A 15030-nucleotide genomic window follows, 5' to 3' on the forward strand; every position below is an offset into this window, starting at 1 on the left:
ATAGTAATTTAAAGTTTATAAAAAAAGAGGGAAAAAATTATTATTCCATATTTGCAGCGACCACTTCCACGAACTGAGGGCCTATTCCACTTTTATCTTTCCATGTAACGATAAAAGTCCCAACATTATCAACGAGGCCTAATGTATATGCTACATTACAATTCATGGCTTCTAAAGATTCTTTAAGCAGATAAACTCCAGTAATATCAGTTTCACCGGGAATATCGACGCTTTCTCTTATTCTTTCATCCATTATGCCGATGATGTTCCCTCCTTCTTCAGAAAACATATCTATCTGGCGCGCACCCATACTTTTTAAAAGATTTGAAAGAACTTCGTCCAGTTCTTCATTAAATCGCTTTCTTGACATTCCTCTTACAATGAGAATATTATCTGCATCTATAGCAGGTTTTGATCCATGGAATGCCTCTAAATCACCCATTACCTGACCTGCAATTTTGTGTATTGGCTTCACTTAGTATCCTCTCCAAAATGATCTCAGTTACAAATTGTTTTAGCCGACTGATTATTTTCTTCTATACCTTCAATTTCGTACTTTAGCTCACCTAACATGGCGACTTTTTCTGCAAATGCGTTATGTCGGTGTATACTTTCCTCATTTATCTGTCTTACAGTTACTAATGTATCATCTGGAAGGTGAGAATATTCATTCACAATCTTCTGTACCATATTTCTTACGCAGTCTTCAACAAACATTGGATGTTCATGCGCATGGACCACAACTGCATTTTCATCGGACCTTTTAAGAAGTTCACATACAGAAGAACTCATTGAGTCTTCTATAATCCTTATAAGGTCTTCACCACGGATCATATGCTGTTCTGGGACTTCTATCATGATCATACCTCTTCCCCTCTGGTTGTGCGATGCAAGAGATACAGTATTTAAGACTTTTTCAGTTGTTTCTTCATCTAAAAACTCTAGAAGTTTCTGTCGTGAACTCTCTTTTATGGATTCCTGCGCGCAAGGGCATGCTGTCATTCCGACAACCTCAGCACCGATCATCCTTCTTATCACGACTTTATCTCCATCTCTGTAACCGCTGGCGTCTGCCATGATTTTGGTCATTTCCTGAGTTTTCATTTTTGTAACAGGAGATTTTTTCATGAACATGAAATCGCTTTTCATGCTTACTTCTGCCCTTCTTGCGTATTTGTGTTTCTTAAGAAGAAGACTTACTATTTCCGCACATACATTTTCTATTTCAACTGCTGTGCTTTCCATAGCTTCTTGAAGAACTTCGCTAATGGCTTCTGGGTTCCTGGACATGTGGATCCCTCTTTGCGTACTTGGAAGATCCACAAAGGCGTCGAAGGTAGGTAGAAGTACTATGGGTCTTTTCCCTTCTCTTTCAATTTTTAAAAGTTTTTTAACCCCGCTAACTCCGACCCTTGTAAGATGTACAGGGATAGTGGGTACTTTATCTTGTGTGTCTGGAAAACATGTGATAGACAAAATTTTTCACCCCGATTGATAATCATTTAGTATTTTAGAACTTAAATGTTTAAGTAAATCATAAATTAACCATTTTTTTAGTATTACTAAACTGTCAATATGGAATATGATGATAGTTTAATATATCTAATTTGATAATCAATTTTTTATATCTTTAGTTTTTTAATTATTTATAATTTTAAATACTGATTAATGATTTATAAAGGTAATTAAATAATTATTAAATCTTTATTAAAACCATTTTCAAAGCAAAATAAAAATAAATTTAGTACTGAAATACTTTAAATGGAAGAATATTAATTATATTTCACTCAAATAAAGCTTAAATTTTGGTTATTATATCTTTAAATTCTTCTGGCGTTAAGTCCTTTAAATTGTCTAAGGTAACTACATTTGCATTATAAATTTCTTCTGCTCTTTTACCAAGGAGTTCGCTTGCTTTATCTGATTCAATAATTACTAAAATCTTTTCTAAGTTAATGCTGCTCATTTTTCTACTAATATCATTTTTCACGTGTTCTATTTTCTTTGAAATTGCCCCTAACGCAGCTTCAGGAATTTTAGGATTGATAATCTTCATATCTTCTACTTCAAGAGGTACACCTGCAACAAGTATCTGCTGAGCGTCAACTCCGAACTTGGATATCATTTTTCTAAAGTTTCCTTTACTTGTTAATATTAAAAGACCCTCAGATAATTTTTTAATCTCTTCTTCAACGCTTTCTTTTTCGATAACTCCAAAATTCGCAAGCATACTGTCTATTTTATTTCTCACATTTAAAATTTTCCCGCAAAATAAGTTCGCATCATTTTCATTGAGTTTGTGGGAAGGCCTGCTTGAATAAATAAATTCTTCTGCCTCAATCAGTTCATCTAACATTTCTCCAAAGAGATTAACGTCTATATTTCCTTCTTTGGGGGCTTTAAATTTTTCACCTGTAGTTTTAGATTTTCCTGCTTCTTTAATTAGTAACTGAGCTTGATGAAGTCTAAGTTTTTCCATAAATATCACCGTTAATTAAATTTTGTGGAGAAAATAATTCTTTGATGTGTTAATATTTATTTAACTTATTTATATTTCCTCATTGATTAGTATAAGACCTAAAATTCATAAAATGGCGAAAATACATCTTTTATTTTATTAAACGTATTCTTTGTACTTTCTGAAACTTTCAGTTCATGTTTATAATTATCATGGCTTATATTATTTAGTGCGTTTATCATTTTAACATTACACCTCGAAAGAATGTTTAAGTTGTATCCTCCTTCTAAAATTAGAGCTAATGAACCTGCAATGCCCATCATTTTCCCTGCTATATATTCATAGAACTCATCAGTAAGAGATAGACTTGAAAGTGGATCATCTGCATGGCCGTCAAACCCAACATCCATAAAATAAAAGTCTGCATTAAATTTAGATGCGGCAGGTTCAAGAATTTTATCCAGAATGTAAATATAATCATCGGTAGTTGATCCCGGGGCCATTGGAATATTTAAATTACAGCCTTCACCATTACCCTTACCAATTTCTTCTACAAATCCATCTCCTGGAAATAATGTTCTTGGATTTTGATGAATAGAGATATAAAAGACATCAGGGTCCTTATAGAATATATCGGATGTTCCATTTCCAAAGTGAACATCAAAATCAAATATAAAAAATTTTTTAATTTTGTGTTCATGCCTTAAATATTCTAAAGATATGGCCAGGTTATTAAATATACAAAATCCCCTAGATTTATTTCTTGTCGCGTGGTGTCCTGGAGGTCTTACAATTGCATATGCACTGTTGTAATCATTTAAAACTAAATTTGCCGCTTTAATTGCGCCGCCAGCTGCAAGTTTTGCAATTTCGTAAGTTTGGGGAGAGGCATATGTGTCATAATCTATATAGCCTCCCCCATTCTGGCAGAAAGATTTAATTTGTTCAACGTGAGCTTTGGAATGAACTCTTAAAATATCCTCTTTTGTTGCAGATGGAGGACAAATGCAATGAATTTTACTTAAAATACCTTCCTTTTTTAGAGAATTAATTATGGCATTCAAACGTTCTTTGTTTTCAGGATGGTTTCCAGTATCATGCTTTTTATAATCATCGCAGTAGACAAGTGCATTCAACTTAAACACCTATATATTTATTGTATATAGTTCATCACGTCTTTCTGTTTCTTTACCTCTTGAACAGTAAAAGGACAACTTCATGTCATATTTTTGATGTACACTGCAGTCTTGGGGACATAGACATGCTCTTTCATCCATTGGACAATTACTTTTACCTAAAATACAGAAAAGTAGCTCTTTGCTTTTTCGTGTACAGTTATTGTAAGTTGGGCATTCATGGCAGATACAATCCTTCCTTAATTCTGCAAGGAATTTATCTTTATCTGAACTGCTCATTTTATTCAATTCGTTTTTTAAATCCTCAAATTTCATAATGCTCTTAATTTATATTTTTGAAATTTGAATGTATTAAATGATGCTGTAAGTTTAATAAAAAATTCATATATTTAATAAAATTAAAATGTGTTAAATTCAGTATATTTTAATATAAACGCCAGGAAGGGAATGGGTATGGAATGCAAGTATTTTGAAAAATTAAAGGATTATAATTATGGAGATTTACTAGCTGAAACAGACTACTGGATTATTTTACTCGCACCTGATCAAAGGAACCTTGGAACATGTGTTATAGCTTTAAAAAGATTTGAGGGAGATCTGGCAGAATTAAAGGGCGAAGAATGGCTTGAATTTAGTAAAATTGTTAAAAAATTAGAATATGCACTTAAAAAAGCATTTAATTCCACAATGTTTAACTGGGGCTGTCTGATGAATTCTTCTTACCGTAAAGATCCTCCAGATCCACATGTGCACTGGCATATGATACCTAGATATAAAGAAAAAACGGAATTTAAAGGCCTTATTTTTGAAGACCCCTGTTTTGGATCCAGTACAATGAAAGCAAAAGGGGGCATCCGTAAAGTTGCAGAAGATGTCCGGATAAAAATCATTAAAGAAATAAAAGATAATTTTGAGATATAGATTTTAATGGGATGGTTTTAGTTATTTTAATTATTACCCAATTGAGTTCTTATTTTTACCCATTAAAATCAATGCAAATATTGCTACAAAGCAAACTGCTGTATAAACAAGGAATGCAATATTTAAGCTTTTTAAAAATGTCGTATAATACTGGAATGTTATCTGGACATTTCCAAGATACATTGCAAAAATTAGAAGTACAACTCCCATACTCAGCAGTTGACCAGTAAATACCATGGTTGAAACAGTTGCCGAAGCAGTTCCATAAGTTTTTTTGCTTACAGAGCTCATGCTTGCATTGGTGGCGGGGGACGAAAAAAGTGCAAGGCCAGTTCCAACAAGGATTAATCCTAAAATTATTATATATAATGGGGTATTTTCGTTTAAGAAAATGAACAAGGAAAGGCCGATAGTTGTGATACCCATTCCTATGGATGTAATTGTGCTGGTTTCAACTTTATCTGATACTCTCCCTGCAAAGGGGGATAAAACGGCTACAGATAGGGGTTGTAAAACCAGAATGATTCCTGCAGCATTGGGACTCAGCAGTTTTAGATATTGAAGATAAAGGCTTAACAGATAGGTCATTGCAGAAGTTCCAAGATTAATTATTAAAATTGAAATTATTGAAATAGTAAAAAATGTGTTTCTAAAGATAGAAATCCTTAAAAGAGGGTGTTTTAATCTATTTTCATATTTTATAAAGATCAGAGTTCCTAAAATACCTGCTAGTATTAGATATTTGCCTGTATTTCCATCTGGAAGTGTGGAGAATCCCTGCATCAATGTTGCCATTATGAAAATGAAAAGTACTGCTCCTATAAAATCGAAATTTTCTCCTTTACATCCTGCCCATTCTGATTTAAACTTCAATAAAATGATTGAAAGTATTAAAAGACCAAAAGGGACGTTGAATATAAAGATAATTCTCCATCCAAATTGTTGAATTAAAAATCCGCCCAGTATCAATCCGCTGAAAATTCCGGTGTAAACTGATGTAACATAAATTCCATATGCCCTTCCCCTTTCTTTTTCTTCAAAAACTGAAGAAATAAGAGCTATTCCTGTTCCAAAAATCATTGAACAGCCCATACCCTGTAAAAATACAAATATGATAAGTAAAATTGCAGAAGGGGTGACTGCAGCAAGAAATGAGGCAAATGTAAAAATTACAACCCCGTAGGTAAAAATCTTTTTTCTTCCATGTATGTCAGCTAATCTTCCAAAAGGGAGTATAAATGCAGCATTAGCTAAAATAAATATGGTTGGAATCCAACTTAATAAAATAGCATTTAAAGCAAAGTCTGTACCAATTGAGGGGATAGCGATATTTAATGAAGTTCCCATAAATGGTACAAGGAAAGAGCCAAGTGCCACAGTGATTAAAACTATGTTTTTAAGCCCATTATTTTTCATTTTGTAGTTCCAAATTAATTGATCATAATTTAAATCTATTTTCAGATTGAATTTAGAGTTCTAGCATTTAAATGAGATTATAATTTTTGTCATGCTCTATTTGTAATTTGTATAACAAATTAATTAATATATTCTATTTATTTAATGAGATACAAAAAATAGAAGTTTGTTAGGGTTAAAAATATAGTTAAAGATATAATATTTTGATTTACAAGACGTATCGCATTTTTTCTATTTTCTGTTCTTCTTAAATAGCTTAATATGGCAAGACTAAGTGGAATTATTGAGATAAGTGCAACAATTTTAAAATTTAAAATTGAGGGATACAAACTGGTACTTGATATACTAAAAAAAGACAATGTGGCTAATATTCCTGAAACCGCAATTATTTTAAAGCCAAATTTACGTCCTTTATATACAATCCAGGTAATTTTACCTCCAAGTTTATCCCCTTCCATGTCTGGAATTTGAACTGCACTTATGAACAACATCTGGTAAAGTAGAAGAGGCATTGAAAAAATAATAAAAGGCATGTCTATTGTTCCCATTAATGTTAAGTAGCCTATAGCAGGCATCACGAAACCTGCAGATATGGTTGCAAGTTCTCCCAGTTTATTGTAGGATAATCTAATTGGGGGAGCAGCGTAAAACAATCCTAAAAGGTTTGCAAACACCATAAACAAAAAGAACCATATAGAATAGGAAAATAATAACACAAATGCTGCGGCAATGATTAAAGATAAGCTTAAAAGCGCAGCTGAAAACCATTTTGAAAATTTCTTAAGTTCTGGATTTTTAACTAAAATTCCGCTTCCACCTGCAAATTGGCTGGGTTTACCATATTTATCTGCTTCTAAATCAAAATAATCGTTGCTGTAATGCATAGAAAGCTGTGCAGTAAATAAAATAGCATAACCCAGTAAAAACTTGTTTAAAGAAAATTCAGCGTTCAGTATAACTGCAAGGAATGCTCCAATACAAAAATACAGAAAGCTTCCCAGTAGAAAATGAAAACGCCCCAGTTTAACAATTTTAACTAGTTTATCATAATTTAAATTCATTATATGTCCCTCTAAATTACATAATTTAAGTTTATCAAACCTAATATTACTTTTTTACTATATTTGTAATAAATTAAATTTAAGGTCTTTGTTTGTGGGCATGTTTATTTCATAAATACTGGTAATTGGGATGTTTAAAACATCAATATCCTATATTAACAGCTTTTTACGCGTGTAATTGATGTTAAAAGAGAATTAATGATTATAATGAAGTTACTGATGACAACTTTATTTTTTAACTTGGCTTTTTTTTATTCATGGATAATAATTACAATGTATTTTAGGTAATTTAGTATTACTAAATTATAAATAGTTATGATCACATATTAGAAATAGAATAAATTTTGGAGGTAGATTTTTTATGGCAGAAATGGAAGGAGATATGAAGGAAATGACTGATGTCATTAAAACAACTATAGATGAACTTTTGAAAGTTTTAGCTACTGATAATGTGATAGGAGAAACAATGGAAATAGATGATAAAGTAATAATTCCAATAACTAAAGTAGGGTTGATGTTTGGGACTGGAGCTGGAATGGGCGGCATGCGCGATAATAAAGGAAAAGGAGCAGGTGCCGGTGGTGGAGCAGGAATAAGTCCTGTATCTGTAATAGTTGCATTTAAAGATATAAAAGGTCCAGAAGGTGTTCAAATATTATCTGTACATGGTATGGGGCCTCTAGCTAAAATGGCAACAGACGTAGGACACGGCATTAAAAAAATGGTGGAAGAAGAAGGCGGCCCTGAAGGAGTAATGAAAAAAGGAATGAAAATGGCCAAAAAAGGAAAAGAAGAAATGGGAGGTCAGGGTGAAGGAGAATCTAAAGGTGTAACACCTCGAGGCCCTGGTTCAGAACCTAGAATGTAATATTTTAAAAGAGAGTGGATCATAATTGGTAAACATCATTGCGGCCATCATAATTCTTATTATAGTGCTGATCATAATAGGGATTCTGGTGGTTCCTTTTCATATTTCTTTGGAATTATTCAGGCAAAATAAAATTAATCAGGGCTATTTAAAAATTAAGTGGTGGAAAATCAAGATTATAGACAGAGAACTTATAAAACCTAAAGAAGAAAAGAAAGAAAAAAAGCCTAAGCGTAAATTTGATTTTAAAAAACTTCTCGATGTACTTCCGGATATGCTTCCAAAAGTTATTCCTGATTTTATAGAATCTTTACCTTATTTTATGGATATAATGGAGTCTTCTTTAAGATCTATTTCTATAGAACGAATCACATTTAATCTTATTTTTGGATTGGGAGAAGCTGCAGATACGGCCCTAGTTGGGGGATTTCTCTATTCTATAGCTGCAATTTTAAATGTAATTCCGAATACATATTTTTCGGTAGAGCCTGATCTTAAAAATGACAGGTTAGAAGGCTCATTAAATATTAAAGTGAAATTAAGGCTACTTAGGATTGTTGCAACGTCTTTAAATGTTTTAACTAAGAGACCCGTTAGATCCCTCATTTGGGAACTTAGAAAGTTGAGAGGAGTGTTTATTTAAATGAATCTTTTATGTGGCACAAAAAAAATATTTAACCGCGAAAATAGGGACAAAAAAGATATATCCTCCATGTTTAAAGATTTTTGCGGAAATTGTAATATAGAAATGCCCAAATGGGATAAAGTAGTTGGAAAACAGATTAGAGCAGCGGATAGAACTATCTATCCAATAATTGAAGTTGTAACTATAGGAAATAACATGCCTAATTTCAGAGGGATAGAAATTTTTCCTGTTGCGCTGGTAATAGAAGAGTCTGGAGAAAAATACGCTGTTTCAATTACAGGAGAAGAAATTGATTCTGATGAACTTATAGAGATGGTCTTTAAAGAAAGTAAAAAACAGTAATTACCATCCATTTTTTTGAGGTTAAAAAAATAAGTAGTAGTTTACTTTTTAGAGATTAACTTTCGTTATTTTCTTCTTCTTCGATGATTTCGGAAGATCCCAGATCTTCTTTTACTATATTTAAAACGGTTTGAGTGTATGTTCTCTGTACATCTGGTTCTTTTAAGAGTTCTTTTATGAAAGCATCAAGTTCGGTTGTATCTCTGAATTTAGCTATTAATATGGCATCATATTCGCCAGTAACATCATATATGCCAAGTACATTTTTGTTATAGGCTGTTTTATCTTCCCAGTTTCGTAAAACTCCGCCTTTGACTTTAACGCCAATTACAGTAGTTAATTTATATCCAACTTTGGAGTGATCTAGAAGTGGAACAAATTTTTTAATGATTCCTGTTTTTGTAAATTTATCAACTCTATTGTGAACTGTACCTACGGATATGTCTAATTCACGTGAAATCTTCCTGTAAGACATTCTTCCGTCTTCATTTAATAAGTTAAGAATTTTCCTGTCAATTTCATCTAGTTTGGTTGGTCCCTCGTCATCTCTCATTTTTATCACTGTATTTTTAATTAATGAAAATTATGAACAATGTTTACATATTGTCAATTTATAATTTAAATACGTTGCACATTCTTATAAAATTAATTGGTTTGATGAAAATATATAATTATTTAAAAAAAACATCTTTTTAGGAAAATCTAAATTTTAAGTTGAATTTTATCAAAAATAAAAAAAAGAAAATAGGTTTATTTTGAAGGTTCTTGGACTGATTCTTGATAACTGTATATTTTTTCTTGGGACAAGAATAACAGGGATAGGGATCTTGCATAGAACAGTGAGATGTATGATATTACTAAAATGAGAAGCACTGGAATTAATATGATACCAATAAGTGTAATGGCGAGTGCAAATGTGATAGCTACTGCAATTAAACCAATAATTAAAGATACCAGTACCACTACGATATACCAAATTATATAATCTGCCCATCCGATCTGGGATATATGACCAAGTATTTCAGTGAATCTAAAAGCTGCACTAAATTCTCCATCGTTATATGCCAGATTGGCTACTGCAATAATCTCTATAAACCCTATGATGATGGCTAATATCACATAAATTATGTATCCTAGGATTAATGCATATAATGCAGCTCCAGAAAGCATGCCTGCATTCATGATCACATTTTGACCTGCTCCTAAGCCTGCAGCTATTATCCAAACTGGAATGCTGTAAATTATTCCTACTATGAATAGTTTAAGGCCCTCGATGAATAATTCACCAACATCATCAAAGTTGGGGAGTTCTGATATTCCAGCTAAATTTGATTTCAAAGCCCTTAAAAAGTATCCCATACCTATAAAATTCACTAAGGGGATAATCATTATTATTCCTAGTATCAAAAGCTTTCCCAAATCTGATGTGGGATATCTAATACTATCTGATATATTTTCTCCTATGTCCATATTTATTCACCTCTTTTTTAATTTTGACATAAGACAATTTGTTATTTGAGTTATTCACTTATATAAAGATAATGTTCAGCAAAATAGAAGGGTGATGGGTATATATTGCAAAATGCATTTTAAATTTAAAATAAGTATAAAAAATAAAAAAAATAAAAAAGGAATTTATTCCCTTGCGTATGTAGTTCTTTCTTCTGTTGCAAATAGGTCTTCTGATGTAACTAATAATCCAAGTGATCTTGAATATAATAGATATGCGTATGGCATAACTATCAATGGAGTTAAGAGTAGTCCAATGACAAGAACATTTAAAATACCTGCTACAATTCCTACAACAATTCCTACAATGATCATCACTATAAACCAGATTATGTAGTCTACATATCCAATTGATTTAGCTAAATCAATTATTTCACTGAATCTGAATGCTGCCCCAAGGTCGCTGTCGTAAAGTGCCATATTTGCTATTGCCAGTATTAATGCTAAACTGAATATAATCTCAAGGATTATACCGATAAGGACAACTCCACTTATCAGGCCCAATGCTGCTGCTGGTGACATTAAACTTCCTAAATTTTGTATTGAAGCTGCTGATCCGAATATGCCTATTAATATTACTATCGCTGGTATAATGCTGTATACTATAGAAACTATAATTAATTTAAGACTGTCTATAACCATTTCGCCCCAGTCACCAAATTCTGGGAGCTCATCTGAACCTGCTAAGGTTGCTTTCAATGCTCTAAGTGCATATCCTGGCCAGAATAAAATTCCAATAATTACATAGTTTAAAAGGAAAAATACACCAAATGTAACTACTTTTTTCCAGTCCTGTGAGGGATATCTAACTGCATCTCCTATTATGTCGCCTATGTCCATATTTATTTACCTCCTTTTTAATTTTAGCATAAGCCAATTTGTTATTTGAATCATTCACGTATATAAAGATAATGTTTAACAAAATAAAAATTAGTGATAGTTATAGACACTGTAAAAGCGGATTTTATATTTGAAATAAGGATAAAAAATAAAAATAAAGAAATTTGTTTATTTTGAATGTGCAGTTCCTGTTTGCTGGGATCCATATATCACATCTTGAGAACTGTATAGCAATGCTACTGATCTAGCGACATACATCTGTAGATAAGGTGTTACAATTAATGCCATTAACACTACTGTTAGTACGGGGCTAATTAAACTGAAAAGGCCAGTTATAATTCCGCCTACAGCAGCAATGACTATATAAACAATTATTGTCACCATATACCATAGTATAAGGTTTCCCCATCCTATGGTCCCGATTTTGTCGAATATTTCACTGAATCTGAATGCTGCACTAAATTCACTGTCATTGTAGGCCATATTTGCCACTGCAACTGCGATTATTGGGGTAATTATAAGCATGTATAACATTGCAAGGATAATTCCAATTCCAGCCCCAATAAGTGCTCCTATAGGAATTGATGATGGGTTTGAAATTAATGATATTATAATTGATGCTGCAAAGATTAGTATTAATATAACGGCAGGTATTGAATAAACAAAACCGACTACAGCTACTTTAATGCCGTCTATAAACATAGTAACAAATTCATCGAATGATGGAAGCTCTGAAATTCCTGCTAAACTTGATTTTATGATTTTAAAGAAGTAACCATATCCTAATAATCCAACAATAAATCCAATAATCCCTAAAACTGATATTAATGTACTGTCTGCCATGAATGACCTTGATATGTTTCCTATGCCCGCAATCACCAGGATGATTCCTAACATTAAAATTTTAGTCCAGTCTGATAGTGGGTATTTTAAGGCATCTGAGACTAAATCTCCAATATCCATAGTTTAACCTCCTTTTTTTTAATTTTGGCATATGCCAATTCATTTTATTAAGCTCAGCATATATTAAGTGATAATGTTTAACAAAAATAATAAAATTTAATAATTAAAAAGTAAATATTTAGTTTGTCTTGCTTTTATTTTCAATAAATAAGTGTTTTTTTCGGTTTTTTATAAGTATTTTATTTTAATTAAGATCACTAATAGGGCAAAAATTTAACTACTATAATGAAAAATGATATTTAAAGATTAGTGAACTTTAATTTAAAACGGAAAGAACAAAAATAATTAGCTTTAAGCAAATATTTACAATTATTACAAATTAAATTAATATTTATTGCACATATGCAAAGTGCAGGTGAACAAATGAAATGGGGAATAGTCGTTATAGTAATATTATTACTTATTGGGGGTTATATCTATGCTTCAAGTGCAAATGGAGATATAGAACCATTAGGAAGGCTAGGATTCGTTAAACTTGCTAATCCAGATATGTACCCTGGACATCCGCACTCTGAACTACTTGCAAAATATGCGGAGGAGAGAGGGTCAAAATGTGCTCTAGTTGTGCACTTTGCTGGAAGTTCGAACTATCGTAGCTATAAAGAAGGAGATGTATATATAATAGAACTGGCGTTCCATGATACTCAGGGTAACGGTGCTGCAGGTAATGTAAACTATTTTGATTCACTTAAAGTTGCTTTATTCGGTGTTCCTGATGGAAGATATACCTACAAATCCGATGGAAAAGTCTACAACACCTATGAAGGGGCGATGGATCATGTCTATGAACTTGCAAAGGAACATGGTCAGGTAGGCCCTATTCCAATGGTATGGCACGGAACGGCAAGAAGTGGAAACCCTATGATAACTCAGGGCTGCGGATATCCGTTGTTTTTTGATATAGTGAGAAGAGAATATGGAATAATCCCTGCATATTATTATACGCTTAAAGGGATGCTATTACCGTACATAGGTGACCCTTACAGGAATTTCGAGCTGTCGCACGCTTCATCGCTCCAGTATTATTATACACACGGGATGCTTGATTATGAATAAATTCATTTTTAAGCATTAAAATTATTTTTTTAAGTTTTTACTCCTTTTATTTTTAGATTTTAAAATATGAAAAGTTATTTTTTTTCAATTACATAAACGTACTTCTCAGACTTAGAGATTTCAAAGTCATATTTGGGTTATCTGTTTCAAATAGTATTAAGCAGGGTCACATGTTTCATTTAAGCACGAAATTACTTCTTTTAGTTTATCCACAGGGGCGTCTGTCTTAATTCCCGTAGGTTTAAAATGAGTTCTTGATACGAAGTATCCCTCTTCTTTAATTGATTCTAAAACAGCATCAAGACGAGGAGAGCTTGTTTTCATTTTTTTACATATTTGGTGAAGGTCATAAAAAGTTGCAGGGCCGTTTGCTTCTTCATATGTCATATTTAAAAGTTTAGACACTTTTTTTTCCTGGTTTATTTTTGTATTTTCCATATTTTTTAGCATTGATTCTATAAACTGCTGATCTAAAATACTGCCGCACCACAGGGGACCTACAGTCTTAAAATTTTTACCACATACTGGACAGATAGAACTGGTTTTGGGAGTTATACCTTGAACTACAGTTCTGTTTAGGCAGTTTTCACAGTGCAATATATATCCTATGTCCTTTTTTAGGGATTCATCTGTTATCTTTGCTCCTTTTTTGACCCTTGCATAAATTCGCATGTAGTGTTCGGTGCTGTGTGAGAATAATATCTCAATGCACTTTTTATATTTGGAAAATGTCCTTGCAATAAATCCTGCAAGAATTCTAACCCCTAACTCATGACAGTATTCAGTTTTAAGTGGCATAGCGCCGTATTTTCTAACACACGGATCTTTATAAGTCCCACATAGCCCTGAAGTGTCAGTAGCCGTTGCGCAGATCATTCCGTCTGCTTTTAAACTAATTCCTGCAGATTCCATGTAATAAGAAGGAGTTCCGAATGGATCTATGTCAACAATGTCGAATTTTCCTTTGCATTTTCTAAGTAAGATGTTTGCATCTTCTTTGCATGCTTTTACGTTGTTTAACTCATTTATTTTGATGTTTTCATTTGCAAATTGGATTGCCCGGGGGTTTATATCAGTCACAACTACCCTGGAGACATTTTCTATCTCCTTTGCATATCTCACGCCTCTGATTCCACTTCCTCCAAAAGCATCACATATGCTAATTTCATGCTCTAATTCGTCTTGATATGTCTTTATTGCAATTACAGATATGTCTCTGTTAAGTTCCATTACTGGATTGTAAAAAACGGGAGCTTTAGACGATACTTTATCAAATTCTGGGGTTTTAATCGTTACAAGCCCTTCATGAATAATTTTAGTGTCCATAATTTAACCATGCCCTTTTATGATTGTTTTTAAATAAATTGAATAGGTAAATTTAATCAAATACAAATTTTTTAGAATTATTAAAATATAATGAATTTATTTATTAATTTAATCTTTTATAACTTTAAATTCATTTCCCTGAAAATTAAATTATTTAAAGTGCTGCAATTAATTTAAAATTAGATTTTTTAAAACAAACCGAACTGCATTATAATTTAATTATTTTTATCAGGCTAAATCATTTTTCTAATAAAAGTAAATATGATTTTATACAACTTATTTATGTTACCGTGAATAACATACTTTTTAAACTTAATAAATTTAGGTTTAGTTTTAAAGCACACAAATACATTTTTTATAGATCAACTAATCCAGAACGTTTGGTTATTCACTATAAATCAAATGAATGTTATTAATAATTAAATACAAATAGTTATACTCTAGTACTAGATCTAATGGGGGAATAATTATATCAAAAATTCCATTTT

At 32.1% G+C, this 15030-nt stretch carries 17 protein-coding genes; 5 read left to right on the forward strand and 12 right to left on the reverse strand.

Annotation, left to right across the window (positions count from 1 at the left end; all coding sequences use genetic code 11):
* Window positions 1-40: 40 nt before the first annotated feature.
* The 5 genes from EJ01_RS07730 to EJ01_RS07750 all read right to left on the reverse strand — a co-directional run bounded on the left by EJ01_RS07730 (window position 41) and on the right by EJ01_RS07750 (window position 3909).
* The gene (locus EJ01_RS07730; protein WP_157197606.1) at window positions 41-475 is read right to left on the reverse strand and encodes a DUF2120 domain-containing protein; all 435 of its coding nucleotides are present in this window, start codon (window positions 473-475) and stop codon (window positions 41-43) included.
* A gap of 23 nt (window positions 476-498) precedes the next feature.
* Window positions 499-1476, reverse strand: a complete 978-nt coding sequence (mptA, locus tag EJ01_RS07735; protein ID WP_048081807.1) for a GTP cyclohydrolase MptA — start codon at window positions 1474-1476, stop codon at window positions 499-501.
* Window positions 1477-1798: 322 nt separating this feature from the next.
* On the reverse strand, window positions 1799-2479 hold the full coding sequence (locus EJ01_RS07740; protein WP_048081808.1) for a DUF2100 domain-containing protein: 681 nt from the start codon (window positions 2477-2479) through the stop codon (window positions 1799-1801).
* 98 nt (window positions 2480-2577) lie between these two features.
* Window positions 2578-3594: a histone deacetylase family protein gene (locus EJ01_RS07745; RefSeq protein ID WP_048081809.1), complete on the reverse strand. Its 1017-nt coding sequence runs from the start codon at window positions 3592-3594 to the stop codon at window positions 2578-2580.
* A 9-nt stretch (window positions 3595-3603) separates the two neighbouring features.
* A complete protein-coding gene (locus EJ01_RS07750; protein WP_048081810.1) occupies window positions 3604-3909 on the reverse strand; it encodes a DUF2769 domain-containing protein in 306 nt (101 codons plus the stop codon).
* 138 nt (window positions 3910-4047) lie between these two features.
* Here EJ01_RS07750 and EJ01_RS07755 point away from each other — a divergent pair, with 138 nt between their 5' ends.
* On the forward strand, window positions 4048-4515 hold the full coding sequence (locus EJ01_RS07755; protein WP_048081811.1) for an HIT family protein: 468 nt from the start codon (window positions 4048-4050) through the stop codon (window positions 4513-4515).
* 33 nt (window positions 4516-4548) lie between these two features.
* On the opposite strand, the gene EJ01_RS07760 is transcribed toward EJ01_RS07755, so the two are convergent.
* Window positions 4549-5931 (reverse strand): MFS transporter, encoded by a 1383-nt coding sequence (locus tag EJ01_RS07760; protein ID WP_048081812.1) that lies wholly within the window; start codon window positions 5929-5931, stop codon window positions 4549-4551.
* 137 nt (window positions 5932-6068) lie between these two features.
* Complete coding sequence (locus EJ01_RS07765; RefSeq protein ID WP_048081813.1) at window positions 6069-6992, reverse strand: prenyltransferase; 924 nt, start codon at window positions 6990-6992, stop codon at window positions 6069-6071.
* Between the two features lie 361 nt (window positions 6993-7353).
* Between EJ01_RS07765 and EJ01_RS07770 the strand changes: the two genes are divergently transcribed.
* The 3 genes from EJ01_RS07770 to EJ01_RS07780 are packed head-to-tail and all read left to right on the forward strand — an operon-like array spanning window position 7354 to window position 8848.
* On the forward strand, window positions 7354-7860 hold the full coding sequence (locus tag EJ01_RS07770; RefSeq protein ID WP_052375970.1) for a GerW family sporulation protein: 507 nt from the start codon (window positions 7354-7356) through the stop codon (window positions 7858-7860).
* A gap of 25 nt (window positions 7861-7885) precedes the next feature.
* Complete coding sequence (locus EJ01_RS07775; protein WP_048081814.1) at window positions 7886-8503, forward strand: DUF2953 domain-containing protein; 618 nt, start codon at window positions 7886-7888, stop codon at window positions 8501-8503.
* Window positions 8504-8848: a hypothetical protein gene (locus tag EJ01_RS07780; RefSeq protein ID WP_048081815.1), complete on the forward strand. Its 345-nt coding sequence runs from the start codon at window positions 8504-8506 to the stop codon at window positions 8846-8848.
* 55 nt (window positions 8849-8903) lie between these two features.
* On the opposite strand, the gene EJ01_RS07785 is transcribed toward EJ01_RS07780, so the two are convergent.
* The 4 genes from EJ01_RS07785 to EJ01_RS07800 all read right to left on the reverse strand — a co-directional run bounded on the left by EJ01_RS07785 (window position 8904) and on the right by EJ01_RS07800 (window position 12160).
* Window positions 8904-9401: an Lrp/AsnC family transcriptional regulator gene (locus EJ01_RS07785; protein ID WP_048081816.1), complete on the reverse strand. Its 498-nt coding sequence runs from the start codon at window positions 9399-9401 to the stop codon at window positions 8904-8906.
* A 197-nt stretch (window positions 9402-9598) separates the two neighbouring features.
* Complete coding sequence (locus tag EJ01_RS07790; protein WP_048081817.1) at window positions 9599-10318, reverse strand: DUF4013 domain-containing protein; 720 nt, start codon at window positions 10316-10318, stop codon at window positions 9599-9601.
* A gap of 165 nt (window positions 10319-10483) precedes the next feature.
* Window positions 10484-11197 carry a DUF4013 domain-containing protein gene (locus EJ01_RS07795; RefSeq protein WP_048081818.1) on the reverse strand — a complete coding sequence of 238 codons (714 nt, stop codon included), beginning with the start codon at window positions 11195-11197 and terminating at the stop codon, window positions 10484-10486.
* 168 nt (window positions 11198-11365) lie between these two features.
* Entirely contained in the window at window positions 11366-12160 is a 795-nt protein-coding gene (locus EJ01_RS07800) for a DUF4013 domain-containing protein (protein WP_048081819.1), read from the reverse strand.
* Between the two features lie 363 nt (window positions 12161-12523).
* Here EJ01_RS07800 and EJ01_RS07805 point away from each other — a divergent pair, with 363 nt between their 5' ends.
* Window positions 12524-13216, forward strand: coding sequence for a hypothetical protein (locus EJ01_RS07805; RefSeq protein WP_048081820.1), 693 nt, complete (start codon window positions 12524-12526; stop codon window positions 13214-13216).
* Between the two features lie 156 nt (window positions 13217-13372).
* Here the strand turns inward: EJ01_RS07805 and EJ01_RS07810 are convergent, their stop codons facing one another.
* On the reverse strand, window positions 13373-14542 hold the full coding sequence (locus tag EJ01_RS07810) for a tRNA (guanine(10)-N(2))-dimethyltransferase (RefSeq protein ID WP_048081821.1): 1170 nt from the start codon (window positions 14540-14542) through the stop codon (window positions 13373-13375).
* Window positions 14543-15030 lie beyond the last annotated feature (488 nt).

Source organism: Methanobacterium veterum (genome assembly GCF_000745485.1).
GTDB lineage: Archaea > Methanobacteriota > Methanobacteria > Methanobacteriales > Methanobacteriaceae > Methanobacterium_D > Methanobacterium_D veterum.

Excerpts from the sequence above, each read along its gene's own strand:
- EJ01_RS07790 (WP_048081817.1), bottom strand. The coding sequence starts at position 10,318 with ATGGACATAGGAGAAAATATATCAGATAGTATTAGATATCCCACATCA.
- EJ01_RS07800 (WP_048081819.1), bottom strand. The coding sequence starts at position 12,160 with ATGGATATTGGAGATTTAGTCTCAGATGCCTTAAAATACCCACTATCA.
- EJ01_RS07755 (WP_048081811.1), top strand. The coding sequence starts at position 4,048 with ATGGAATGCAAGTATTTTGAAAAATTAAAGGATTATAATTATGGAGAT.
- EJ01_RS07770 (WP_052375970.1), top strand. The coding sequence starts at position 7,354 with ATGGCAGAAATGGAAGGAGATATGAAGGAAATGACTGATGTCATTAAA.
- EJ01_RS07760 (WP_048081812.1), bottom strand. The coding sequence starts at position 5,931 with ATGAAAAATAATGGGCTTAAAAACATAGTTTTAATCACTGTGGCACTT.
- EJ01_RS07750 (WP_048081810.1), bottom strand. The coding sequence starts at position 3,909 with ATGAAATTTGAGGATTTAAAAAACGAATTGAATAAAATGAGCAGTTCA.
- EJ01_RS07785 (WP_048081816.1), bottom strand. The coding sequence starts at position 9,401 with ATGAGAGATGACGAGGGACCAACCAAACTAGATGAAATTGACAGGAAA.
- EJ01_RS07810 (WP_048081821.1), bottom strand. The coding sequence starts at position 14,542 with ATGGACACTAAAATTATTCATGAAGGGCTTGTAACGATTAAAACCCCA.
- EJ01_RS07780 (WP_048081815.1), top strand. The coding sequence starts at position 8,504 with ATGAATCTTTTATGTGGCACAAAAAAAATATTTAACCGCGAAAATAGG.
- EJ01_RS07765 (WP_048081813.1), bottom strand. The coding sequence starts at position 6,992 with ATGAATTTAAATTATGATAAACTAGTTAAAATTGTTAAACTGGGGCGT.
- EJ01_RS07795 (WP_048081818.1), bottom strand. The coding sequence starts at position 11,197 with ATGGACATAGGCGACATAATAGGAGATGCAGTTAGATATCCCTCACAG.
- EJ01_RS07805 (WP_048081820.1), top strand. The coding sequence starts at position 12,524 with ATGAAATGGGGAATAGTCGTTATAGTAATATTATTACTTATTGGGGGT.
- EJ01_RS07740 (WP_048081808.1), bottom strand. The coding sequence starts at position 2,479 with ATGGAAAAACTTAGACTTCATCAAGCTCAGTTACTAATTAAAGAAGCA.